The sequence below is a fragment of the Brevundimonas sp. genome (genome assembly GCF_050729455.1).
Classification (GTDB): Bacteria; Pseudomonadota; Alphaproteobacteria; order Caulobacterales; family Caulobacteraceae; genus Brevundimonas.
Map to the genome: position 1 here is coordinate 89,879 of NZ_JBOHLI010000002.1, position 22,913 is coordinate 112,791.

General features: G+C 66.5%; 17 protein-coding genes. 8 read left to right on the top strand and 9 right to left on the bottom strand.

Translation table 11 applies throughout. The annotated features are described in order from the left end of the window. Positions 1-42 precede the first annotated feature (42 nt). From ACREEF_RS01040 to ACREEF_RS01055, 4 genes are all read left to right on the top strand, one after another. Positions 43-1,014, top strand: a complete 972-nt coding sequence (locus ACREEF_RS01040; RefSeq protein WP_431563753.1) for a TraB/GumN family protein — start codon at positions 43-45, stop codon at positions 1,012-1,014. Between the two features lie 86 nt (positions 1,015-1,100). Beyond that, positions 1,101-1,718, top strand: coding sequence for a DNA-3-methyladenine glycosylase I (locus ACREEF_RS01045; RefSeq protein WP_431563754.1), 618 nt, complete (start codon positions 1,101-1,103; stop codon positions 1,716-1,718). A 100-nt stretch (positions 1,719-1,818) separates the two neighbouring features. Beyond that, entirely contained in the window at positions 1,819-2,508 is a 690-nt protein-coding gene (locus tag ACREEF_RS01050; RefSeq protein WP_431563755.1) for a hypothetical protein, read from the top strand. An 87-nt stretch (positions 2,509-2,595) separates the two neighbouring features. Beyond that, a complete protein-coding gene (locus tag ACREEF_RS01055; RefSeq protein ID WP_431563756.1) occupies positions 2,596-3,246 on the top strand; it encodes a ribonuclease HII in 651 nt (216 codons plus the stop codon). Here ACREEF_RS01055 and ACREEF_RS01060 read toward each other — a convergent pair. The 9 genes from ACREEF_RS01060 to ACREEF_RS01100 all read right to left on the bottom strand — a co-directional run bounded on the left by ACREEF_RS01060 (position 3,243) and on the right by ACREEF_RS01100 (position 15,522). Next, a complete protein-coding gene (locus ACREEF_RS01060) occupies positions 3,243-3,371 on the bottom strand; it encodes a hypothetical protein (protein WP_431563757.1) in 129 nt (42 codons plus the stop codon). The genes ACREEF_RS01055 and ACREEF_RS01060 overlap by 4 nt on opposite strands. Positions 3,372-3,413: 42 nt before the next feature. After that, entirely contained in the window at positions 3,414-4,454 is a 1,041-nt protein-coding gene (locus ACREEF_RS01065; RefSeq protein ID WP_431563758.1) for a DNA adenine methylase, read from the bottom strand. Between the two features lie 9 nt (positions 4,455-4,463). Then, a complete protein-coding gene (gene pyk, locus ACREEF_RS01070) occupies positions 4,464-5,918 on the bottom strand; it encodes a pyruvate kinase (protein WP_431563759.1) in 1,455 nt (484 codons plus the stop codon). A 135-nt stretch (positions 5,919-6,053) separates the two neighbouring features. Next, on the bottom strand, positions 6,054-7,757 hold the full coding sequence (locus ACREEF_RS01075; protein WP_431563760.1) for an alkaline phosphatase family protein: 1,704 nt from the start codon (positions 7,755-7,757) through the stop codon (positions 6,054-6,056). Positions 7,758-8,160: 403 nt separating this feature from the next. Further along, on the bottom strand, positions 8,161-9,360 hold the full coding sequence (locus tag ACREEF_RS01080; protein ID WP_431563761.1) for a Wadjet anti-phage system protein JetD domain-containing protein: 1,200 nt from the start codon (positions 9,358-9,360) through the stop codon (positions 8,161-8,163). Then, positions 9,357-12,791, bottom strand: a complete 3,435-nt coding sequence (locus ACREEF_RS01085) for an SbcC/MukB-like Walker B domain-containing protein (protein WP_431563762.1) — start codon at positions 12,789-12,791, stop codon at positions 9,357-9,359. The genes ACREEF_RS01080 and ACREEF_RS01085 overlap by 4 nt, the downstream gene beginning before the upstream one ends. Then, positions 12,791-13,456, bottom strand: a complete 666-nt coding sequence (locus ACREEF_RS01090) for a DUF4194 domain-containing protein (protein ID WP_431563763.1) — start codon at positions 13,454-13,456, stop codon at positions 12,791-12,793. The genes ACREEF_RS01085 and ACREEF_RS01090 overlap by 1 nt, the downstream gene beginning before the upstream one ends. Further along, complete coding sequence (locus ACREEF_RS01095) at positions 13,449-14,960, bottom strand: Wadjet anti-phage system protein JetA family protein (protein ID WP_431563764.1); 1,512 nt, start codon at positions 14,958-14,960, stop codon at positions 13,449-13,451. The genes ACREEF_RS01090 and ACREEF_RS01095 overlap by 8 nt, the downstream gene beginning before the upstream one ends. Before the next feature lie 319 nt (positions 14,961-15,279). Then, positions 15,280-15,522, bottom strand: coding sequence for a response regulator transcription factor (locus tag ACREEF_RS01100; protein WP_431563765.1), 243 nt, complete (start codon positions 15,520-15,522; stop codon positions 15,280-15,282). Positions 15,523-15,937: 415 nt separating this feature from the next. Here ACREEF_RS01100 and ACREEF_RS01105 point away from each other — a divergent pair, with 415 nt between their 5' ends. From ACREEF_RS01105 to ACREEF_RS01120, 4 genes are all read left to right on the top strand, one after another. Then, positions 15,938-16,489, top strand: coding sequence for an RNA polymerase sigma factor (locus tag ACREEF_RS01105; protein ID WP_431563766.1), 552 nt, complete (start codon positions 15,938-15,940; stop codon positions 16,487-16,489). After that, the gene (locus ACREEF_RS01110; RefSeq protein WP_431563767.1) at positions 16,438-17,475 is read left to right on the top strand and encodes a FecR family protein; all 1,038 of its coding nucleotides are present in this window, start codon (positions 16,438-16,440) and stop codon (positions 17,473-17,475) included. Before ACREEF_RS01105 ends, ACREEF_RS01110 begins: the two co-directional genes overlap by 52 nt. Positions 17,476-17,651: 176 nt before the next feature. Then, positions 17,652-20,522: a TonB-dependent receptor domain-containing protein gene (locus ACREEF_RS01115; protein WP_431563768.1), complete on the top strand. Its 2,871-nt coding sequence runs from the start codon at positions 17,652-17,654 to the stop codon at positions 20,520-20,522. Then, positions 20,522-22,903: a prolyl oligopeptidase family serine peptidase gene (locus ACREEF_RS01120; protein WP_431563769.1), complete on the top strand. Its 2,382-nt coding sequence runs from the start codon at positions 20,522-20,524 to the stop codon at positions 22,901-22,903. Before ACREEF_RS01115 ends, ACREEF_RS01120 begins: the two co-directional genes overlap by 1 nt. The last annotated feature ends 10 nt before the right edge of the window (positions 22,904-22,913 follow it).

Below are 22,913 nucleotides of genomic sequence, written 5' to 3' on the forward strand. Positions count from 1 at the left end.
CGCCAACCCTCAAAAACACACCGACATTCAAAGGACTAACTAATGACCCTCGCCAACCGCATGGGCCAAGCGGCCAACCACGTCTCGCGTCTGGCCTTCGGCGCCTGCGCCGCCCTGGCCGTCAGCGCCGTGCTGGCCGCCTTCCCCGGCGCCGCCCACGCCCAGCAAGCCGCCGCGCCCGCCGCCGTCGCAGCCATCCCCCGCGCCGAGGGCGCCGGTCCCCCGCTGTGGGTGGTCAGGGACGCGGACTCCACCGTCTATCTGTTCGGCACGGTTCACTATCTGCGCCCCGGCACGGCCTGGGGCTCGGACAAGGTCGATGCCGCCTTCGCCGGGGCTGACCAGTTCTGGGTCGAGGTGGCCGATCAGGACGACCCGAGCGTCGCCGCCAGGGTGGCCCAGCAGCACGGCGTCACTCCTGATCGCCCCCTGTCGTCGATCCTGTCGGCCGAGGACTTCGCCGCCTTCGACAAGGCCGCCCAGGGCGTGGGCGCCAGCGGCGCGGCCATGGACGCCTACCGCCCCTGGCTGGCCGCCTTCATGGTCGCCGGCACCGCGCCCCTGCAGGCCGGCTACCGCCCCGACGCCGGGGTCGACAAGACCCTGATGGACCGGGCCCGCGCCGAGGGCAAAACCATCCGCGGCTTCGAGACCGCCGACCGCCAATTGCGCCTGATCGCCGGCATGAGCGAGGAGGCCCAGATCGCCTATCTGAACAACTACGTCCGCAACGGCGGCCAGATCGTGCCCAAGCTGGATCAGACGGTCGCCGCCTGGCTCAAGGGCGACGCCGCCGAGGTGGGCCGCCTGAACCGCACCGACACCCGCGACGTGCACGAGGACATCCACCGCGCCGCCCTGGTCGTCCGCAACGCCGACTGGACCGGCCAGATCGAGACCATGATGCGGGGCTCTGGCACGGCCTTCGTCGCCGTCGGCGTCGCCCACCTGGCCGATCAGGACAGCGTCATCGATATGCTGAAGGCGCGCGGGTTCACGGTCGAGCGGCTGTAGGCGGCAGGCTCAACGATGCGAGAGGCCCGGCGGAAACGTCGGGCCTTTTTGCTTGCCCAATCAGAACATTCCAGCAACATCGTCCCATGACCGAATCCGAAAAGGCTGAAGGCCGCTGCGGCTGGTGCGGGACGAGCGACCCGCTCTACATCGCCTATCACGACACCGAATGGGGCGTGCCCGAGTATGATCCCCGGGCCCTTTGGGAGAAGCTGGTGCTGGACGGCTTTCAAGCCGGGCTGGCCTGGATCACCATCCTGAGGAAGCGCGAGGGGATGCGCGAGGCCTTCCACGGCTTCGATCCCGAGATCATCGCCCGCTACGACGACGCCGACCGCGCCCGGCTGCTGGCCGACCCGCGCATCATCCGCTCACGGGCCAAGATCGAGGCCGCCATCAACGGCGCCCGCATCTGGCTGGACATGAGGGACAGCGGCGAGGACTTCTCGGCCTGGCTCTGGTCCTTCGTCGGCGGCCAGCCGCTGGTGAACCAGTGGGGCCACTTCCGCGAGGCCCCGACCCAGACGGCGGAAAGCGTCGCCATGGCCAAGGCCCTGAAGGCCCGCGGCTTCAAATTCTGCGGCCCGGTCATCACCTACGCCTTCATGCAGGCGGTCGGCATGGTCAACGATCACCAGACGACCTGCTTCCGTCATGGGGAGGTGGGTGCTGTGGACGGTCCGGGGATAGTCGCCAAGGCCTGATTTAGGGAGCAGTGGTCGGCTTTCGACCTATTGCGAATGGTAAACCACAGTGCTCACAAAGTGGCAGCTAAGAGCAGATCATAGGACGAGGGGGATCGTCATGTTCCAAGATTGCGATATTAAGCTCGACCGTGCGCGGGCACATATCGATGAGCTAGCGCGCTGGATCACTGAGCACCACGCAACGCACCCTGCCGTCGTAGATGCCCGCTATGACGAGAGCGGCAGCTTGGCTCACCTAGGTGTCTCTGTGAAAGCTCTTCCGAGATCTGTGAGCGCTTTAATCGGTGACGCGGTCCACAACCTCAGAACAAGCTTAGACATCCTTGCTGTTCAGCTTGTGAACAGCGCACATCCGGGCACACGAGGAGTGCATTTCCCTTTCGCGGCAGATGCCGATCAGCTTGAAGAGATGATCGTTTCTAAGCGGTTTAATAGAGCCGGAACGGATGCGGTTGCACTGCTTCGCCAATGGCAGCCGTTTACAGGCGGAAATGCAGATCTAAGAGGACTGCACGACCTAGACCTGCGCGATAAACACAACGCAATTATCCCGGTCGCCGCGATGATTACAACACCAGAAGTCACCGCCGACACAACTGATTTCGATGCAGGCATCGTGCGGATCAAGTTGGTTGAGGGCAGCAACCCAGGGATTGCAGAGGTCTTCCCCGAAGACACACCCTTTCCAGGCGCTGAGGTCGTGGTCACTCTAGGAAGGCTGCATGAGATGGCGACAGCTATCGTGGCAGACTTTCGCGCCATCCGGCCAGAAGCCAGTCCTGCTTGACGCGTGGCCGTGAACTCGTCGTTAGCTGACATTCCGCGCGTCTGACTCCACCTTCCACCACGCCGAGGTTCGTGGCACTGACGCACGATGAAGTCGCCCAAAGCCGTCCTTAAAATCGACCGCCCCTTCCCCACCCTGATGCTGGAGCTGGAGGCGCGCGCCGCGTGGAACGGTCACGTCTGCGGCGTGGACGAGGCCGGGCGCGGTCCCTGGGCCGGGCCGGTGTCGGCGGCGGCGGTGATCCTGAACCCGGACGACCTGCCGCCCGGCATCGACGACTCCAAGGCCCTGACGGAGAAGCGCCGCGCCGCGCTGGAGCCCGAGATCAAGGCCCGCGCCCTGGCCTGGGGCGTCGGCTTCGCCTCGGTCGAGGAGATCGACGAGCTGAACATCCTGCACGCCACCGGCCTGGCCATGCGCCGGGCGGTCGAGGCCCTGGCCCATCCGCCGGTTCACGCCCTGGTGGACGGCAACTACCGATTCAAACTGCCCTGCGCGGTCACGCCGGTGATCGGCGGCGACGCCCTGTCGTTATCGATCGCCGCGGCCTCGATCCTGGCCAAGACGGCGCGCGACCGGCTGATGATCGAAATGGACGCCGTCTATCCCGGCTACGGCTTCGCCAGCCACAAGGGCTACAACGCCCCCATCCACCAGACCGCGTTGAAGACCCTCGGCCCCTGCCCGGCCCACCGCCGCAGCTGGGCGCCGATCAAGGCCTTGCTGGAAACCGCCTAGAGCCCCAGGGCGCCGCCGACGAGGAGCCCCAGCACCACGACAACCAGGACGATCGCGGCGATGATGGCCCAGTTGGGAAGGCCGGCCGAAGCGCGGCGGTGCGTGGGCGGACGATGAATCGGCATGCTCATGCCACCGGTAACCATGTCGCCGCGCTATGGTTCCCGTCAGGCGGCGACGGGCAGGCTGAGCGGTTTTTCGGTCACGACGAACAGGTGCTCGACGTTGCGCAACCGCCCGACCGCCCCGACCTTCTCGCCCTTCAGGTTATGGATGCCGATGCGGGCGCCGACGTAGCGGGGGCGCGGGATCTCGACCACCTGCACGTGTCCGCGCGCCGACAGCATGGCGACCAGGTCCTCGCGGCTCAGATAGCCCTCGTCGTTGAAGCTGACGATCAGGTTGGGTGCCTTCAGCCGCTCGACCACGGACTGCAGGGCCGGGCCGATGCCGGGGCGGCTGTTGAACGGGCTCTTGCGGGTCCGCACGTCCACCCGCTTGTTGGCGATCCCGTAGGTCTCGGGCTTGTCCCACAGCACCAGGCTTTCCCAGCAGTGGTAGTTGGCCAGATAGGAGTGCTGGTTATAGGGCGGGTCCAGATAGACCAGGTCGGCCTCGACCTGATCGGCGATCTCGACCGCGTCGCCCTGCGTCGCCTTGCACGGCCCCGCCGCCACGCCCGGCAGCAGGTCCGGCAGCCGCAGCTCCAGCGGTTTCAGCGCGCGCGGCGCCCAGCGCTTCATATAGGCCATCTGCAGGCCGGCGGTGGAATCCACCCGGTCCGCCGCCTCCATCAGGGCGACCAGAACCACGGCCTTGAGTTCGGGCTCCAGCCCCATGGCCTCGATGCGGGTGCGCATGGCGTCGATGCGGGCGCCGTTGTCGGGGTGGAAGAAGCGGGCGTCCTCGCAGAAGGCCTTGGTGAACCAGCCGGCCTCGGGCGTCAGGGTCCGCAGTTCGGCCAGAACCGCCTCGGCCTTGTCCGCCCACCGTTCACGGTCGACCTGGACATAGGCCGTGGCCAGGGTGTGGGCGTAGGCGTTGTGGTCGTTGGACCAGACGCGGAACCCCTGCCCCTTCAGCGCGTGGCCGACGCGGGCCGAACCGGAAAACAGGTCGCAGACCGTCCCGCCGTCCGGCAGGGCGGCGCGCACCGCACCCGTGACATGGCCCAGAAGCGCACGCTTTGAGCCGATGTACTTGATCATTCCGTCCCGTCAGGTCTTGCGGGCGCGCTTCGCCCCTTGCGGAACATGGGCCGGAGCATGGGCCAGACGCAACAGATTCGCGGCCCCCGGCGCGCCGAAAGGCGTTCCGGCCAGGATCAGGATGCGCTGACCGGCCTCGGCCAGGCCATAGGTCATGGCCGCCTGGACCGCATCGTCGGTCAGGCCTTCCAGCGACGAGGGCTGTTCGCCCAGACGCGGCTCCAGTCCCCAGACCAGGGCCAGACGGCGCGCCGTCTCGGGCTTGGGCGTCAGGGCCAGCACCGGCTGCAGGGGCCGCTCGCGCGACATCCGCCGCGCCGTGCCGCCCAGGGTCGTGAACACCACCATGCAGGCCGTCGAGGCCGCCTCGGCCGCCTTCCTCGCCGCCGCCACAAGGGCGTCGACGTCGTGAATGTCCATGCCCGCGTGTTCGGCGTCCATCAGGCCGGGCCACAGGGGGTCGCGCTCCACCCGCTCCATGATGCGGTTCATGATCTGCACCGCCTCGATCGGATAGTCGCCCGAGGCCGTCTCGGCCGACAGCATCAGGGCGTCGGCGCCCTCATAGACGGCGTTGGCCACGTCCGAGGCCTCGGCCCGCGTCGGGGCCGGCGCACTGGTCATCGACTCCAGCATCTGGGTGGCGACGATGGCGGGCACGCCGCGCTGGCGGGCGGCGCGCAGGATCTTCTTCTGGGCGACCGGCACTTCCTCCGGGTCCATCTCGACCCCCAGGTCGCCGCGCGCGACCATGACGCCGTCGCAGTAGTCGAGGATGCTCTCCAGGTCGTTCAGGGCCTGGGGCTTCTCGATCTTGGCCAGACAGGCGGCCTGACCGTTCACGATGCGCTTCAGCTCGGCCATGTCCTCGGCCTTCTGCACGAAGCTGAGGGCCACCCAGTCGACGCCGAGACGCAGGGCGAAGGCCAGGTCCTCGCGATCCTTGGGCGTCAGGGCCGAGACCGGAATGACGGCCTCGGGCACGGCCACGCCCTTGCGGTCCGACAGCTTGGTTCCGCTCTCGACCGTCACGTCGGCCCATTCGTCGGTGCGCTCGCCGACCCGCAGGCGGATGCGCCCGTCATCGATCAGCAGCAGCATCCCGGTGCGCAGGGCCTTGAAGATTTCCGGGTGCGGCATCTGCACCCGCGTCTCGTCGCCCAGCGCCGGGTTCAGGTCGAAGCGCATCCTGTGGCCCGGCTTGACCGCGATCTCGACGTCGGCGAACCGCCCCAGCCGCAGCTTCGGCCCTTGCAGGTCGGCCAGAACGCCCAGCGGCCGCCGCAACGCCATCTCGGCGCCGCGCACGGCCTTGAGGGCGGCGGCGTGGTCTTCATGCGAGCCGTGGCTGAAGTTCAGGCGGAAGACGTCCACCCCGGCCTGGGCCAGCGCCTTGACGGTCGCGGGCGCACGGCTCGCGGGTCCAAGGGTCGCGACGATGCGCGCGCGGCGGGCTCTGTTCATAGTGTTTCCTCAAGGCGGCTCTGACGGCCATGGCCTCCCCTCAGAGGCCTTGATCCCTTTTGCCAATGAAACGCCGGGGACGTAAGGCCGCGCCCCCGGCCCGAAACACGAGTTTATGGCCGCCGAAACACGAAGTTACGGCTGAGGCGTCGCGCAACGTCCCGCCGCGAAGCCCGGCAAGTCGATGCAGCGTCCCTCGACCGTCGGCGCCGCCACGCCCATGACGTGGGCCAGGGTCGGGGCGATGTCGATGGTGCGGATCGGCAGGAAGCGTTCCTGCCCCTGACCTTGGGCGTCGCTGGTCCAGAAGATGATCGGCACGCGACGGTCGTAGTCGAAGGGGGTGCCGTGGCCGCTGATGGCGCGGCCGACGCCGCCGCCCGGCACCACGTTCTGGGCGTAGAAGATCAGGATGTCCGGCGAGCGCCCCGCCACGGCGCTGAGGCGCGCGCGTTCGCGCAGGGTCAGCATATCGGGATTGCTCGAGGCCGGGATCGGGTCCGTCAGCACCTCGTCGCGCGTGGCGACGAAGGCGATCTCGGGATTGGTTTTCAGCATCTCGACCGCCGCGTTCGCGACCTCGGTCCGCAGCGGATCGGGCAGAGCCACGCCGCCGCGCCCGGCCACCATCAGGCCGCTGCCGCCCTGTTGCAGCGGATTGACCTCCAGCTGGAAGCGTTCCTTCAGCGCCTGATTGACCCGCGCCACCCGCTCCAGATCGGCGCGATGCGCGTGCGGATAGCCCTGGTCGTGCAGACGCTCGACGAAGTCCGAACCGCCGTGGTCCGCCGTCAGCACGACCAGCGATCCTTCCGGCAGCTTGTTCAGGAACTGGCCCAGGGCCGCGTCCAGGCGGTGCATCTGCTCGCACATTTCCGGCCCCTGCGTGCCGAAGCTGTGGCCGATGCGATCGGTGGCCGACAGGCTGACGCCCAGCATATCGGTCGCGCCGCGCCGCCCCAGCTGCTGCGACTGCAGCAGATCCGCCGCCGCCACCAGCGTCGCCTCGTCCAGGGCCGGCGAGGTGTCGAACACCGGGTTGGCCGGCGGCACGGCCGCGCGGAAGGTCTGGCCGCGAATGGTCCAGTCGCCGCCCAGCCCCTGGCAGTCGCTGAAAGACCCCGTCCAGTAGGGCGCGGGGTTGGCGCTCATGGCGCGGAAGCGGGCGTTGAAGGCGGCCACCGGCGCCAGCCGCGCCTCAGCCGTCTGGCCCGGCTCGACATAGGTGGTCAGGCCGAAGCCGTCGGTGAACCAGAAGGCGCCGTCGCCCTTGTGGCCGTTCAGGTTGATCGCGCCGCGATCCTTGCCCGAGACGGCGAAGACCCGGCTCTGCGGGCTCTGTTCCTTCAGCCAGTCGGCCAGGGTCGAGACCATCAGCTGGTCGGGGCCGACCGGGCCGTTGTCGTTATTCTTGCCGTGCGCCAGCGTGTTCTGCGGCGCGGCCAGGCAATAGACCTCCTGCCCCGTCGCCGGATCGACCCAGTCGTTGGCGGGGATGCCGGTCTCGGCCGGGTGCATCCCGGTCAGGACGGTGGAGTGGCCGGGGCAGGTCTCGGTCAGGCCGTGGGTCTGATAGCCGTTGACGTGCACCATGCCCTGGTCCGCCAGGGTCCGCAGGCCGCCGGTGAACCGGCTGCGGTACTGGGTGAACAGATTGGCGCTGAACTGGTCGACCACGATGGTCACGACCAGGGCGGGCGCCGCGCGTCCGGTCGAGGCCGCCGGCGCCGCGACCGGCTGGACCGCCTGCTGGGCCCCCTGCTGGGCCATGGCCGGCAGCGCCGCGCCGGCCAGAAGCGCGAACGTCAGGGTAGTGGCCAGAACACGGCTGCGGATCATCTTGAACACCGAAAACGCTGGAGGTGCAGGGTGACTACCCCCCTAGCGTAACGGCGCCAAGACAACGGCCCAGATAGTTGGTGCGAGCGGCGGGGATCGAACCCGCAAGACCGAAGTCGGCAGATTTTAAGTCACACACGCCAGCATCAAATGGTTGATGCCAAACAGAAATCTATCACACCTCAAGGTATTGCGTAAGAGTTTGTGTAAGAGAGCCCGCGTTGGCCTCCTCCAGCGCCATGTCGCGACCGAGCAGATACCCAGCTAGCTTGGCGAGGGCCATCCGGTCGGCTTCCAGCCGCTGACGACCAGTTCCGCCTCTACGGCGTAGCAATCCGCGCCGGTGTCATGGAATTCGACATAGCTTGGGGTCCGCCTGTTGATGGCGATGAAGGCTGAGCGCCTACACGTGCTGGCCGGTCGGTGCGCAGGGCGGGATCGCCTCTTGTTCGAGGCCCAGCGCACCAGCCCCGAACACCAGAGGGACAAGGTCCGCTACCGCGCTGCCTTTCGTTGCCTGCACTGACCGTGGTGCTCCAACCTTCACACCATTGGCCTTGAGCCGCTCTGCTTCCATGAGATGAGGAGTGAGAATCACGCCGCGGGTCAGAAGCGCCCCTTCGAGATGCAGGAATATTCTCACTCCGCCCGCGTCTAGATCCCCCCAGTGAAACACCGGCGCTCCCGCTCGCTCACACAGCCGGACGATCGCTTTGAGAACTGCCCTCGACGGAAAGCCGCCAGTATAAATTACGAGACCATTCCCTGTGCGGTTCACTTCGCGAGCGTGGCGCACGAAGGAGGCCTGATTCTCGATGGTCAGCACATAGTCGGGAGCCGCTATCAGGCTCAGTCGGCCAGCGTCCTCGGGCGGCACGCCGAGGTAGTCGACGGCGGGTAGAGCCAGGTCGTCCATCTGGAGACGTCCCGACAACAGCAAGGGGTGCGGCATGGCCTCCACGCCCCAGCTGGCGAACACATCGGCCGGCTCATTTCCCAGATCTGTGGTGAGTTCCGGGTGCAATCGACGCAGGACAGCCAGGACAGTCGAACCGTTGTCCCGCAGGACCTTGGTGTCGCCGCACGCTTCTCGCGAGAAGGTTCGGACATCGACTTGGGGCAGGTCCGGCGCTTGGGCACGTACGGCCAGCGCTTCGGCTAGCTGCAGAACCTTGCGCAGAATCTCAGACTGCCCGGCTCTAAGTCCGAACACCCGCACGCCGCGGCTCCACCCGTCCAGTACCTCATCCACCACGGCCGCCTGCCTCGCGGACAGAGCCTCCCCATCAAGAAGAGGCGACAGCGCCGTGCGGGCGACCTCCGAGGCTGGAGTTCGTCCGAGCCAGGCGTAAGCGGCGCCCGTATCCGCGAGCCGCACGGCGTGAAGACGCATCAATCCATCCACGCGACGGTGGATGAGCTCAACCGCCCTGCGATCGGCCATATCACCCAGCGCCGCAGTAAAGAGGTCTTGATCAGCGACCGTTAGGAACTCCGTCAGGTCCACATGGGCCAGCAGATTCACGGTGTACGGTCTGGCTTCGTGCCGCGACAGGAGATCATCGAGGAGCTGCCGGGCGTTATTGAAGCGACGCCGGCTCACGCGGTGACGGGCTCCGTTTCGAGACGCCGCCTCAAAACGTCATCGCTGAGATACTCCGGATTGGCATCGCGCAGGGCGCTACGCGCCTTCTCCCGAATGTCGGTTGTCTTGGCGGTCGCCTGGTCGCCATGGCGGAACACGTCAATGACGCTGCGCAGATTCTCGTAGATCACGCTGCGCTTTTCCGTGGGCGCGGCGATCAGGGTCTGTAGACCAATCTCGTCATAGAAGGTCAGTAGCGTCCGCTGGTTGGGACCGTCCATCTTGCTGAACGCCTCGTCGAAAACGGCGAGGCCGACGCCGAGCTCCGACCGTGTGCGCGCGCGATTTCCGCCATGGTAGAGGTTGGCGAGCGCCGCCCCGATAATGACATAGAAGGGCACCTGCCGTTCGGCGCCGCTGGCGACGCCCCGTCGGCGGTCGTAGCCGACGGTGTCGCCGGTTGAGGTGTCCTTCAGCAGCAGGTCGAACGTGTAATAGTTTCGGTAGTCCTGATACCGCTCGAAGGCGGCGTCAGTCCCCTCGAGCAGGTTTTCCACCTCCTTCAGGGCCGCCGCGTGTTCCGGGTCGCGCGGTTCGCTGCGACCGAACAGGGCGTCGAGAACGGTGTCATCATTCTCCGAGTCCCGGGCCAGCCGGTGCAAACCCGACAGCTCGGGACGCGGAAGGGCCTTCAGCGTGTAGATCTCATTGTGGAAGGGCCGATCCTTCAGGGCTTTGTTCAGACCCTCGATGACGGAACCAAGCTGGCTGAACCGGCTGTTGAGCTCGTGGACGAAATCGGTGCGGAACACCCGTCCGACCTGGTCCGCCGCCTCTTCCGCCTGCTGGCGGTAGCGGATCAGCTCATTGCCCTCCAGGACCTCAACCTGCCCGTCGACCCAAGGCTTCACCTCGACGAGAATGGTGTTGCCCGCTCCGGTCGGAGCCTCATCGTTGAATTGCAGGCGATAGGCGACGAGCGCCGTGCGGATCAGGCCGTCATATTCCTTGATGTCCTCCGCCAGCGCCTGGGATTCCTTCAGAGCTTCCTGCTCGATTGTCGAAGGACGCTTTGGTCGGCGAGTGGCATAGGCCGCGCGAACCTCTGCGAACGCCGACAGGCCGCCAACCGTCTCCCGGAACCGCCGCCGCCGGGCCTTCAGACAGAACCACGATCCGGGGAGGGTTTCGCCGCCGCCGAGAACCTTGTCCGCAAGGCTGACCGCGACATCATGCTTGTTCCGATCCTTCTGTAGGTCCGCTAGGTCCTGTTCCGCCGCGCTCCGCCGAAGTTTGGCGCGGTCAATATCGGCCCGAAGGTCGGGATCGATGGTGTTCTCCACCGTCCTCAACCGCCCGTGCAGGGCTTCGAGCGCAGTGTCGAGCTCGCTAAGATCGGCCACCACCGTCGGAAGCCGCATTTCGGCCTCCACGGGAGCGGACAGGGTCTCAAGGCGCTTATGAATGTCTTCAAGAATCCTGACATTCCGCTCAAGACGGGTGTCCAAAGCACGGAAGGAGTCCCTGCGTTCACGCAGCTCCGACACCATGAGGTCCGCCGCAGCGCGGCCGATCTTGAACTGCTTCTCCTCAAGCAGGCTGACGACAAGGCCGTCGTTGTAGGTCCCGTCGGTCATGACCGCCCGGCGGCCATCCATGAGGGCGTCCTGCGAGTGGGCCAGGACGACGCCGCCGATCCGTTTGACCACATAGGCCATGGCCAGCGGGTCTTCGCTACTAAGCACGGAGGCCAGGGTTCCGGGCGTCGGCATCGTCTGCGCCCCCCTAAGCTGAGTGGTGTTCACAACGCGGCATCGCGCATAGTCGCTGTGACGACCGCTGCGCAGGATGGTGACAGCGCGGGAGGCGTGTTCGGGCGCGACCAGCAGCGCCTCGCGATTAACGCCGAGCAGGGCCTCGGCCGCCAGCCGCCACGCTTCATCCTCGACGCTCAGCATCTCGCAAAGCGGGCGAGGCTCCATGCCTTCCGCGCGCAGCACCTCCATGAGCTTGAGCGTACCGCGGTTCAGGGTCACCCGCCCCGCCTCGGCGTTGCGCAGGCCGTCCTCGGCGTCTTCGATCGCCCGACGGTTTTCCGATCGCTGGGCGATCGCCTCGTCACGCTTCGACACGACATGTTCGAGCCGCGCGGCTGCGGCCTCGGCGGCTCGTCCTAGGGCATCCTCCATAGACTGCGGATCGCGGGGCCAATCCGGCGGGATCAGACCGTGCGTTCCGCGTTGCACCTCGTCCAGCGCCAGTGTGACCTCACCCAGCTTGAGCGGCTTGAGCGCGTCTCGGTTCGAGAGCAGGGCTACCGCCCCGGAGGCCGCCGAGAACCGCGCCTTAAGCCGTCCGACGACGGCGTCCCGATCCCGACGCTTGTAGTCGATATCTCGTTCGATGCTCTTCTTCTGTTCGGCGGCGTCCGACTGTCGCTCCTGCTCCTGAAGGCTATCGAGCGTTTCCTTCGCCGCTTTCAGCTCGGCGCGCAGCGCCTCTTCCTCGCCGCTGAGTAGCGCGAGCTGGCGACGAGCCTCTTGGCGCGCCTTCAACTGGGAGAAGAGTTCAGCGCCGGCCTCGACAAGTCCGGCGAGGCTGGCGACGCGACGCGCCACCTCCTCGCGCTTGAGAAGGCGATCGAACCGATCAACCTGGGCCTGAAGGGCGCGCAACGCCTCAAGGCGTTCCTGCAGGTCCTCGATCGTCTTGCGGATTTCGCGGTAGCGCTGAATGGAGTCCCGCAGCTCGGCGATATTGATGTCGCGTTTTTCGAGGAGATAGTCGCGGACGAAACGCTCGACCGAGTCTAGATCCTCGAATGACACGGCCATAATGAAGGCCTTGATGAACTGGTTGGGCTCCGGCATCCGCCGATCGGTGAAAAGCGCCCCCATATACTCGCGCATGTGCTGGCGGGCGTTAGGGGTGACGATCAGCCGTCCGCCGGCGGATTCACAGCGTTGCTTTAGCCGGGCCTGCACCGTCGACCAGGGCGACGACCTCAACGCGCCATCGGGTTGCACATCGGTGAACTCGGAGGTGTCCGCCTTCCAGCCGACCGCGACGTAGAACCCTACCACCCGGGCGTCATCGAGGGAGGCTTCGACGCATAGGCCTATGGTGACGGTCGGACGGGCGGCGATTTCGTCCTCAAAGGAAAGGGCGATGTGGGTAATGGATTCCCGTCGGCTCGGGACGCCGGCATGCAGCTGTCCAAGGCAATAGCTCTTCAGCGACCGGTCGGAGCGGCCCCGCCCCTCGCCGGCCGACTGGTTGTACCGGACCAGACGCGACGACCCTCCGGTCATCACGGTCTGCACCAAGTCGATGAGGGTGCTCTTGCCCGAACGATTGCGGCCGAGAATGGCGGTGTCGCCCCGGACGTCGATGTCCTCGCGCCCGAACAGGTGCCAATTCACCAGTGAGATGCGGCTCAGATTGTACATCAGGCGGCTTCCTCTTCGGCGTCGGCGTCATCGTCGCCCTCGCCGTCCGCCGGGTCCGGCTCGTTGAGTTCGACCTTGGCTATCAGGGCTTCCAGGCTCGCCACAAAGGCGTCCCCGGCCACCACCGCCACGATCGGACGAATGGTCAGTTCCTGATTCTGTTGCTCATCATCGAACGGCCCCAGCTCCACAAGCGCCTTTCGCGAGAAGGCGACGAGTATGTCGCGGAAGGCGCCAAGCGCCAGGCTCTGGCGACGCCCCCGTCCCACCAATTCTCCATAGGCCACGAACGCCTCGTTGAACGTCAGAAGCACGCTGCCGCGACCGACGATCATGCCCGTCTGGATCTTTTCCTCCCAGAGCCGGCGCAGGAGCAGCAGGACGATGGTCTCATCGACCCTCATCTGCGGAATCCGGATGCGATCCGCTTCCGGCAGGATGCCGGCCCATCCCTCCGCCTCGTTGAAGACTAGGCGGTAGCCGGCGACGTCGAACCAGGCCTCAGCCATCTTGCGCAACGGCGTGCGATGAAGGGTCTCGAGGCGCCCCGGCGATCCGCGATCGTCGATGTGGATGAACTGGTGACGTAGTAGATGACTCACCAACTCGGTGACGCGTTCGGCCCCCTTGGGGTCGCGACCTTCCAGTTCGATGAACTCATTCATCCCCAACCTCCAGGGTGATGTGGTCAGTCAGCCGTCGGACCTCGAAGTCCTCACAACCGAGCCATTCCGTTTCGACGCGGGCGCCCGGGATCGGCGTCACCGAGAAATGAGCCGACAGCGCTTCGCCGACAGCGCCGTCAATCTCGCCCGCGCCCAGTCCGGGCGCGGACAGCCGCAGCGCCTCGAAGGCCAGGAAGTCGTCGAGGGTTTCGATCCAGAGCAGGCTCGCTTCCCGGCTGTCGCCCGGGGACACGCGCTGCTCCAGGAAGCGCAGGACCTGTTCCGGTCGCACGTTGAGCCGCTTCAGGTAGGCCTGTTCCAGCTCCTGCCGGAGAATCCACAAGGGATCGGGATTCATGATCGGAAGGTCTTCGCCCTCTATCGGCGCACGCGGCGCCCTCCCCTTAGCGAGACGATCGGGGGAGATCGGAGGCTCCTGGGCTTCAAGCAGGCCCCGGATGTCGAGGTCTTCGCGCCCGACATGCCGGTCCAGCGCCAGCAAAAGGCGCTCGCTCCGTTGGAGGAAGGCGCTCCCACGCCGACCGGCGTATCTGACAGTGTTTCTTAGTCGCGCCTCCAGCCGACCCCGGTGCTGCTTGATCCTCTCAAATGCGGTCTCAATCTGGTCAAACACCCGTCGGACCTGACCGAACTCATCGTAGGCCAGCGCCCGGGCCGCCTCGATATTGGGTCTGAGTTGCGCGCCGACATAGACCTCCGCGATGGTGGCCACCGCATGTTCCGAGCTCTCGATCGCGTCAATCGAGGCCAGGATCTGGTGCCTGAACCGATACGGGTGCGAGGTCGTCGAGATCGCGGCGTAATCCTTGAGGAGCACTCGTTCCACGAAGTCCTCAAAATAGTGCCTAAGACGATCCTCAAGGCTTTCGCTGGCGAGCACCTGCTTGTCGATTTCCCTTAGGGCCGACAGGACGCTGCGCAAATAACGCCCGAAAGCACCAGCATCGCGCGCAGCCTTGTGCAGCGCCAGGGCATTCTCCTTCGGCGAGTCTCTCAGGGCGCCCAAGGTCGCTCGGATCTGGGACACCAGTCCGCCCAGCTCCTCGCTTACTCCCTCACGGAGAAGGCACAAAAGCTCCGCCAGGCGCATGGCGCCAGCGGGCATATCGACCGTCACCTTCAACCCGAAGCGGCTCTCCTCCAGCCAGCCGGTCTCGTTCAGTCGATTGTAGATGTATCGCGACCGGGCCATCGCGACCGAGGTCGCGTCAACGTCTGCGGCGGCCTGCCCCCTGCGCTGCAGTCGACGACCTGGCCGCACCTTGACGGAGTCGAGCTGAACCGGCCCGTCCTCCTCGCGCCACAGCTCCGGACGTTCGCCCAGCAGATGGTAGATCTGGCCGACGATCTCAGCGTCAGCGGGGAACAGCAGGTCGTTGCGGTACCAAGACGAGTAGATCTCGCCTACCACGGCCTCGTACAGATGCCGGTTCGGTCCCGAAAACACCGTGAAAATTTGCGCATTCAGCACGCCAAAAAGCATGGTTCCCCCAAAACCCTTGATAGTCCAACGGAAGGGTCCAAGACAATCCTAGCGCGATGGCCGCCAGCGACATCACGGCAACCTTGAATATTGCGAAACTTCTGGTGCCTTGCCGGCTCGGATCAAAGGCCTTCTGTCGTCCTCGACCACGGCTAAGGGCAGGATTCGTGCAACTGGAAAATTCCAGGTTAGGATAGGTGCGGCGGGTTCCGGAACGGATACGTCCTTGTCTTGAGCCAGGGGACGCTCAGGCGTCGGCAGCGGCAAGGACCGAAACCCCGGGCTTCCGTAAAGAAGTTCCTGGCCCGCCCCCTTCCCCTCAATCGACCTCGATAAGCCCCCGCCTCACGCCTATCGCGACCGCTTCGATGCGTGTGCGAACCCCTAATTTTGAGGCTGCCTTCTCGAGGTAGCTGTCGACCGTACGGGCCGACAATCCCAGGATGGATCCGATATCCGTCGAACTCTTGCCCTGGCTGACCCAGCCGAGGCACTCCAGCTCACGCGGACTCAAGTCGGGTTTGGCGACCCATCCGCCAAGGCTGTTCAGGTTGGCGTTCATTCCCCCCTCCACAAGCTGCTGCCTTCGTTCGTACACGCTGATAACACTGTTCTCCACGCCTTAGAGTTGCGGTCTTTCCGCAACTTCCGTGCGGACCACCCTATCGGACGCAGGTTGAAGGCGGGCCGACGTCAGCTTAGGACTGGCTGGTCGGGCGCCGCGAAACAGGCGCGGAGCTTGAGCCGGGGGCCCTAGCGGGCAGGGCGGCGCTCCGTTGGCAGATAGCGGGTCTCGTTCCGCGAGGATTCCAACGCCCGACCCCTCGCCTTGCGTCCCGATTCGGTTTGATTCATGCTGAGCCGTCGGCCTCAGCGTCGGCAGGGGCTTGGAATCCCCTTTACGGACTCAAGTTCAGAAACGCGGAAAGCGCGTGGCTGTCGTCGTACGTGGCGCAGGGCGAAGGCCTTGCGCCCGGATGACTGCGGCTGACTCAGTGTACGGGATTCCCGGTCCGCCCTGGAGGCGGGAGATCGACGTGAGCGACGTCAAAGAGTTGAAGTCCGATGCGCTGGAGGGCCTGAACGCCCTCTACCGTCAGTATTCGCGTTGGCTCAACGGCCGGCTGCGGGCGCATGTTGATCCGGAACAGGCCGCGGACGTGGTTCAGGAGACCTATCTCCGGGCCGCCCCTTATTCGGCGGGTCAGATCCGACACCCCCGCGCCTTTTTGTTGCGGATCGCCATGAACGTGGTTCGCGACGAAGGCCGCCGCCGCAAGAGACGCGGCCCGTCCGAGCCGATCACCGAAAGCGCCGAACTCAGCGAAGCGGCCAGTCAGGCCGAAGTCCTGATGATGAAGCAGGTCGTGCTCACCATGCCTCCCCTCTACCGTGAAGTTTTCGTCCTGAGCCGTTTTGCCGGTATGAGCTATCCTGAGATCGCCGCCGCTCGCGGGCTGAGCGTGAAGGCGGTGGAGTGGCGCATGTCGAAGGCGTTGCAGCACTGCGTCGAGCAGTTGGACGGGTAGGCAGGATGGCGGTCGACAACGAAGGGGACGTTCGGCGGCGAGAAGCTGCGGCCTGGTTCGCCCGGCTTGGCCAGAAGCGGGTGTCCACCGAGGACATCCAGGCCTTCTTCATCTGGCGCAAGAATCCGGACAACGCCCGCGCCTATGAGCGGGTGGACAAGGCCTGGAATGCGAGCCGCGCGCTGGCTGACGATCCCGACATCGCCGCCCTCACGGCCGAGGCCCTCGGCCAGGCGCCGCCCCAGGTGCGGGCGCGCCATATGGTGTCGCGCCTTTGGAAACCGCTCGCCGCCGGCGCCGTGACGCTCGCCGCCCTGGCCCTTGTTGGAACCTGGGCGATCAACCGGCCGCAAAGCTACGCCACCGCCGTCGGCGAGCAGCACACCCTTCGCCTGGCGGACGGATCGAAGGTCATTCTCGACACCAACAGCCGCGTCGATGTTCGACTGCGCGCTGATCGCAGATCCGTGACCCTGGTTTCCGGCCAGGCCTTCTTCGATGTCGAAGGGGATCCTGGCAGGCCCTTCGTCGTCACCGCAGGCGACACCATCGTCACCGCCGTCGGCACGCGGTTCGACGTCCGCCGACTGGGCCAGGGCGCGCGCGTCACCCTGATTGAAGGGCGGGTCGACGTCGGCACTTCCGATACACCGAAGCCGAGCTGGTCTTTGACCCCGGGCCAGCGGGTGGTCACCGCCCAGCGCCGCCCCGAAGTCCGCTCGATCGACGCATCGCGTGAAATCAGCTGGACCACCGGTCGCCTTACCTTCGCTGCGACGCCCATCCGCGAGGCCGTCGCCGAGGTCAGTCGTTACAGCAGCAGCCGGATCGAATTGAAGGACGCCGGCATCGCGCACATCCCGGTCAGCGGCGCTTTTGACGCAGGCGACACGGAAGCCTTCATCGCGGCCCTATCGGATCTCTACGGCGTGACGGCCGTCAGGCGCGCTGACGGCACCATAATTCTCGAGGCGCCGAAGACGTGACGAAATAATCAGTCGGCGGACTTAGGGGGTCCGCGCCTTCCCGGCGTCTCTGCCCGTCCCGCACCACGCGGGAGGAGCAATCGGGGACGATCATGCGTATCGGTTTGGGGACGACAGCACTTTCAACGGCGCTCATCGCATGCGCTGCGCCAGCCTGGGCCCAGGGCGCGGAGGCTGTGCGACGCTATGATGCGCCTGCCGGCCCCCTCGCCCGAACCCTGACCGTCTTCATCGAACAAAGCCGCCTCCAGATCCTCTATCCGGCGGCTCTGGTGGAAGGCCGAACCTCGCCGGGGCTGCAAGGCGAGTATGGCGCCGAAGCCGGTCTGGCCGCCCTTCTGCGCGATACCGGGCTCAGCTTTCGCCGGACGCGGCCCAACGTCTATGTCCTCTTCGATCCGGCGGCGCGCGCGGAACGGATGGACGACCATCCGACCGTGGTGGACGATGTCGTCGTCACGGGGAGCCTGATCCGCGGCGTCGGCGACGGCCCGTCGCCGGTTGTCAGCATCAATCGCGATCAGATGGACCGGGAAGGCCGCGCCACGGTGGCCCAACTCCTCGCCTCCCTGCCGCAGAATTTCGGCGGGACAGCCAATGAAGCGGCGGTGAATAACGGAGCCGACCGGTCCGGGACCAACTCGACCTACGCCAACGGCGTCAACCTGCGCGGGCTGGGCAGCGACGCCACCCTGGTGCTGATCAATGGACGTCGTCTCGCAGGGACCGGCGCCAAGGGCGATTTCGCCGATGTCTCCACGCTGCCGACCTCGGCGATCAAGCGGGTCGACGTCCTCCTCGACGGCGCCTCCGCCCTCTATGGCGCCGACGCCGTGGGCGGCGTCGTCAACATCATCCTGCGCGATGACTTTGACGGGGCGGAAACCCGGGTGCGGGTCGGCGACACAGGGGACGGCGCCAGCGGCGAGTATCAGTTCGGCCAGACCTTTGGCGGGCGCTGGACGACGGGCAACGCCCTGCTCACCTACGAATACTACGACCGCGAAGCCCTCGCCGGATCGGAAAGGCGACTGGCCAGCGACGCCGATCTGAGATGGCGCGGCGGCACGGACCGTCGTCAGTTTTACAGCAACCCGGGAAACATCGTCGTCTTCGACCCCGCGAGCGGCGGCTATCTACCGGCCTACGCCATCCCGCCGGGACAAACCGGCGCAGGTCTGCGTCCCGGCGACTTCCTGCCGGGCCAGGTCAACCTCGAGAACCACCGGGCCGGCGTGAACGTCCTGCCGCGGCAGACGCGTCATAGCGCCTACGCCCTGATGCGCCAGGCCTTCGGCGACCGCCTCGAGATTTCCGCCGACGCCCGCTACGGCAAGCGTGACTATGAGACCGTCTCCTTCCCCATCAGCACCCTGCTGACGGTGACCAACGCCAACCCCTGGTTCGTCTCACCCACGGGCGCCCGTTCGCACACGATCGCCTATTCCTTCCAGGGGGAGATTCCCGCGCCGCGCATCAGCGGCGAGGTCGAGAGCCTTGGCGCGAGCATCGGTGGAACGCTGGACCTGCTCGCAGACTGGCGCATGGACGCCTACCTCGCCTATTCCTCCGAGGAGAGCCGCAGCGCCGTCGACGGCGCCCTGCAGTCCACCTATCTGCGCGAGGCGCTCGGCGCGATCGCCGACAATCCCGCCACCGCGTTCAGCGCGCCGCGAGACGGCTACCTCAACCCCTTTGGCGACGGCGCGGTGAACCCGTCCGCCGTCCTAGACTTCATCAGCTCCGGCTACACCCGCACCCACAGCCGGACGGAGGTGAGCTCAGCCAATCTCCAGGTCAGCGGCTCTCTGCTGGAGATGGCCGGAGGTCCGCTGCGCCTCGCGGCCGGGCTTTCCTTTCGCAATGAGACCTTCGAGCGCCAGGCCACCGGCTTCACCAGCGGCCTCGCTCCGAATGTCGGCACAGCGATCGAAACCGACCGACAGGTCTCGGCGGCCTTTGGCGAGGTCCGCATTCCCTTCTTCGGCACGAACAACCGTCGCCCGGGGGTGGAAAGGCTCGAGCTCTCGCTCGCGGCCCGGTTCGAGGATTATGGCGACGTCGGTCAGACCACCAGCCCCAAGGTCGGGATCGTCTGGGATCCGGTCGATAGCCTGCGCCTCAAGGCCAACTACGGCCGGTCTTTCAGGGCTCCGGCGCTGCGCGAAGTCAATGACGCCGCCAGCGCCAGTCCCTCCATTCTTCCGCGAGGTGCCCAACAGATCCTCTCCATGATCCTCTACGGCGGCAATCCGGACCTGCAGCCCGAGGAGGCCGACACCTGGACCCTCGGCTTCGAGGTTCGCCCGAACGCCCTTCCCGGCCTTCGCATCGGCGTGAACGGCTTCCGGACCGACTTCGAGAACCGGATCGGCCAGCCGGCCCTGGAGAGCATTCTCACAGCCCTGAGCGATCCGGCCCTCGCGCCCTTCGTCAGGACCCTGAGCCCGGCGAACAGCGAGGACCTGGCCGCCATCCAGGCCATCCTCGACCTGCCCACGACCGGCCTGCGCGACCAATTCCCGGCCTCGTCCTACGGGGCCATCGTCGACGCTCGCTACGTCAACACGGCCCGGGTTCAGGTTCAGGGCGCCGACTTCAACGCAGGCTACAGTTTCTCGCAGGGCGACAACGACTTCGATCTCGGTCTCAACTTCACCTGGCTCGAGCGCTTCGACGCCCAGCCGACGCCGACCTCGCCGACGGTCTCCCAGATGGATCGGCCCAACTTCCCGGTCGGCCTGCGCGGCCGGGGCTCGGGATCCTGGTCTCGCGGCGCCTGGTCTGCCTCGCCGTCGGTCAACTTCGTCAACGCCTACCGGGACCTGGCGGGCAAGCGGATCGGCTCCTGGACGACCGCCGACCTGACGGTTCGCTACGCCCCGGAAGACGGCCTTCTCGCAGGAACGGGCCTCACCCTCACGATACAGAACCTGTTTGATCGCGACCCGCCCTTCTACGACGCCCCTGAAGGCGTGGGCTATGACGCCGCCAACGCCAATGTGCTCGGCCGCTTTGTTTCTCTGCAGCTGACGAGGGCCTGGTGATGCGGCGTCCTCTTCTTGCTCTTGTCCTGGCGACATCCGCCGCCTGGCCGGCTTCCGCCCAGACCCAGCGCCCCTTCTCGATCGACGACCTGCTCCGTCACGAGGACATCGGGACGACACGGATCAGCCCTGACGGCGCATGGGTCGCGATCGAGCACCAGCGTCCTTATGACCAGGCCGGATCTTATGATCTATCCACCATGACCAACGCCATGCTCACCGACCTGGAGCTGTATCGTGTCGATCAGGATCAGGCGCCGATCCGCCTTGCCGCGCCCAGTCACGAGGCTGGCCATTTGACGGGCCCCTTCTCGCCTGACGGCGCCCGCATGGCGGTCTTCCGGGTGACGGCCGACGACCTGCAGCTGGGCGTCCTCACCCTGGCGACCGGCGAGACAGTCTGGCTTCCTTTCACGCCGGAGCTGTCCCAGTTCGGGCAAACGGTCGCCTGGCGCTCGTCGACCGAGCTGGTCTTCATCGCCCGGCCGCGTCACGATCCGCCCGTCGCCATGCGGGTCGGCTTCAAGGTACAGCAACGCGTGGAGCAGCTCTGGCGCACCGCTGCGAGCGGCCATGGAACCAGCGCCGTCTACATCCCCAGCGGACAGGCCCGGCAGTCGCGGCCCCGGGCCGAGCCCTCCACCCTGGTTATTCTCGATGTTCTCTCCGGGACGCCCCGGCTACTGGCCCGCGGCGAATGGTTCGATCTGAGGCTCTCGCCTGACGGCCGCCGGGCCGCCCTTATGGAAGACGCCGAAGACCTTCAGCCCAGGCCGGATCGCCCGGTTCGGGTGGGCGATCCCTATCGCCGCCGGCGCCTCAGCCTCGTGGCGCTCGACACCGGCGCCGTCAGCGATCCCCTGCCTGAGCAAGACCTGGCCATGTACCTCATGACCTGGTCTCCCGCCTCCGACGCCCTTATCGTCTTCGGCCGTCCGCTGGGCCGCGACTTCGACGAGGACGGCCGGTTCTGGACGGTATCCCGGGACGGGCGCGCCAGGCCGCTCGAACTCGGCCCGCTGACGCCCTGGGTGCAACGCACCTGGGACGGCGTCGCCATTCCCCTGGCGAGTTGGGACGGCGACCAACCGATCGTTCAGGCCCGGACCGCTGACGGCGCCCGGGTCTGGGCCAGGCCCCGTTCGACCTCATCGCCCCTCGTTCCGGTCGAGGAGCCCTCGGAACGGATTGTGGAGGTCAACGGGCGCGCCGCCATCCAGCGCGCGGACGGGGTCTATCGGTTAGCACCGGAAGGTCCATTGCTGGCGCGCGGGCAGCTTCGCGACCAGGGGCAGACTGCCGACATGGGCAACCCGGCAAGGTGGAATCCAGCGCCCGGAGACATCGGCGCCCGGACCCTGATCGATCAGGCCTGCCTGTCACGGCTCGCCCGACCGGCCCCGGCCTGTCTTACGCCCATGGAACATGACGAAACCATCCTCGCGGCCAGTCCGAACGCCGACTTTCTTGTCACCCATCGAACGCAACAGGGCGGAAGCGAAGTTCGACTGAGGACGGCGGAGGGCGTCAAACCTCTCGTCGCGCTCAACCAGGACTGGTCCGACATCGACTGGGGGCGCGTTGTGCCTGTGCCCCACCCGGGGCCCAGCGGCGAACCTCTGACGAGCTGGCTTCTCCTGCCTCCCGGATCAGCCCCGGGCGACCGACCGCCCGTCGTGGTCGAAGTCTACCCCGGAACAGCTCCGCGCTCCGCCCCTTCGGCTCTCCTCCCCGGCGGAACGCGGTTGCAGAACAATCCTGCCGTGATCGCGGCGGCGGGCTACGCCGTCCTCATCGTCAGTCTCCCGCTCGCACCGGGAGAGAACCGCCCGGCTGCCGGAATCGCGGACCGCATACTGGTTGCAGTCGACGCCGCCGGCGACCTCGGGCTCGTCGACCCCGGGAGGATCGCCCTCATCGGTCACAGCTTCGGCGGCTACGGCGTTCTCAGCGCCGTGGCCCAAAGCGACCGCTTCAGCGCGATCATCGCCTCGAACGGATATCCCGACCTGAGCCTCTCCATGCAACTGCCGCCCTTCTTCCGGGTGGCCCCCGAGGAAGGCGTTCCCGTGGGGCAGATGGTCGGGTGGGGCGAAACCGGACAGGCGTCGATCGGCGACTTCGCCACCTCGCCCCAAGCCTATGTCGAAGCCAGCCCCCTTTATCAGGCCGAGGCTATCCGCACCCCGGCCTTGCTGATCGAGTCCGACCTCGACACCCAACGCATGAGCACCCTCTTCAGCGCCCTCTATCGCCGCAATCGGGAGGCGGGTCTCGTGACCTATTTCGGCGAGGGCCACACCTACGCCAGCCCCGGCAATCTGAGGGACCTGCACGCGCGCATCCTCGACTGGCTGGCGCGATATCTCGGTCCGCCTTGATGTCGGGCGC

Excerpts from the sequence above, each read along its gene's own strand:
- ACREEF_RS01060 (WP_431563757.1), bottom strand. The coding sequence starts at position 3,371 with ATGCCGATTCATCGTCCGCCCACGCACCGCCGCGCTTCGGCCGGCCTT.
- ACREEF_RS01085 (WP_431563762.1), bottom strand. The coding sequence starts at position 12,791 with ATGTACAATCTGAGCCGCATCTCACTGGTGAATTGGCACCTGTTCGGG.
- pyk (WP_431563759.1), bottom strand. The coding sequence starts at position 5,918 with ATGAACAGAGCCCGCCGCGCGCGCATCGTCGCGACCCTTGGACCCGCG.
- ACREEF_RS01090 (WP_431563763.1), bottom strand. The coding sequence starts at position 13,456 with ATGAATGAGTTCATCGAACTGGAAGGTCGCGACCCCAAGGGGGCCGAA.
- ACREEF_RS01095 (WP_431563764.1), bottom strand. The coding sequence starts at position 14,960 with ATGCTTTTTGGCGTGCTGAATGCGCAAATTTTCACGGTGTTTTCGGGA.
- ACREEF_RS01065 (WP_431563758.1), bottom strand. The coding sequence starts at position 4,454 with ATGATCAAGTACATCGGCTCAAAGCGTGCGCTTCTGGGCCATGTCACG.
- ACREEF_RS01100 (WP_431563765.1), bottom strand. The coding sequence starts at position 15,522 with ATGAACGCCAACCTGAACAGCCTTGGCGGATGGGTCGCCAAACCCGAC.
- ACREEF_RS01040 (WP_431563753.1), top strand. The coding sequence starts at position 43 with ATGACCCTCGCCAACCGCATGGGCCAAGCGGCCAACCACGTCTCGCGT.
- ACREEF_RS01050 (WP_431563755.1), top strand. The coding sequence starts at position 1,819 with ATGTTCCAAGATTGCGATATTAAGCTCGACCGTGCGCGGGCACATATC.
- ACREEF_RS01120 (WP_431563769.1), top strand. The coding sequence starts at position 20,522 with ATGCGGCGTCCTCTTCTTGCTCTTGTCCTGGCGACATCCGCCGCCTGG.
- ACREEF_RS01075 (WP_431563760.1), bottom strand. The coding sequence starts at position 7,757 with ATGATCCGCAGCCGTGTTCTGGCCACTACCCTGACGTTCGCGCTTCTG.
- ACREEF_RS01105 (WP_431563766.1), top strand. The coding sequence starts at position 15,938 with ATGACTGCGGCTGACTCAGTGTACGGGATTCCCGGTCCGCCCTGGAGG.
- ACREEF_RS01045 (WP_431563754.1), top strand. The coding sequence starts at position 1,101 with ATGACCGAATCCGAAAAGGCTGAAGGCCGCTGCGGCTGGTGCGGGACG.
- ACREEF_RS01055 (WP_431563756.1), top strand. The coding sequence starts at position 2,596 with ATGAAGTCGCCCAAAGCCGTCCTTAAAATCGACCGCCCCTTCCCCACC.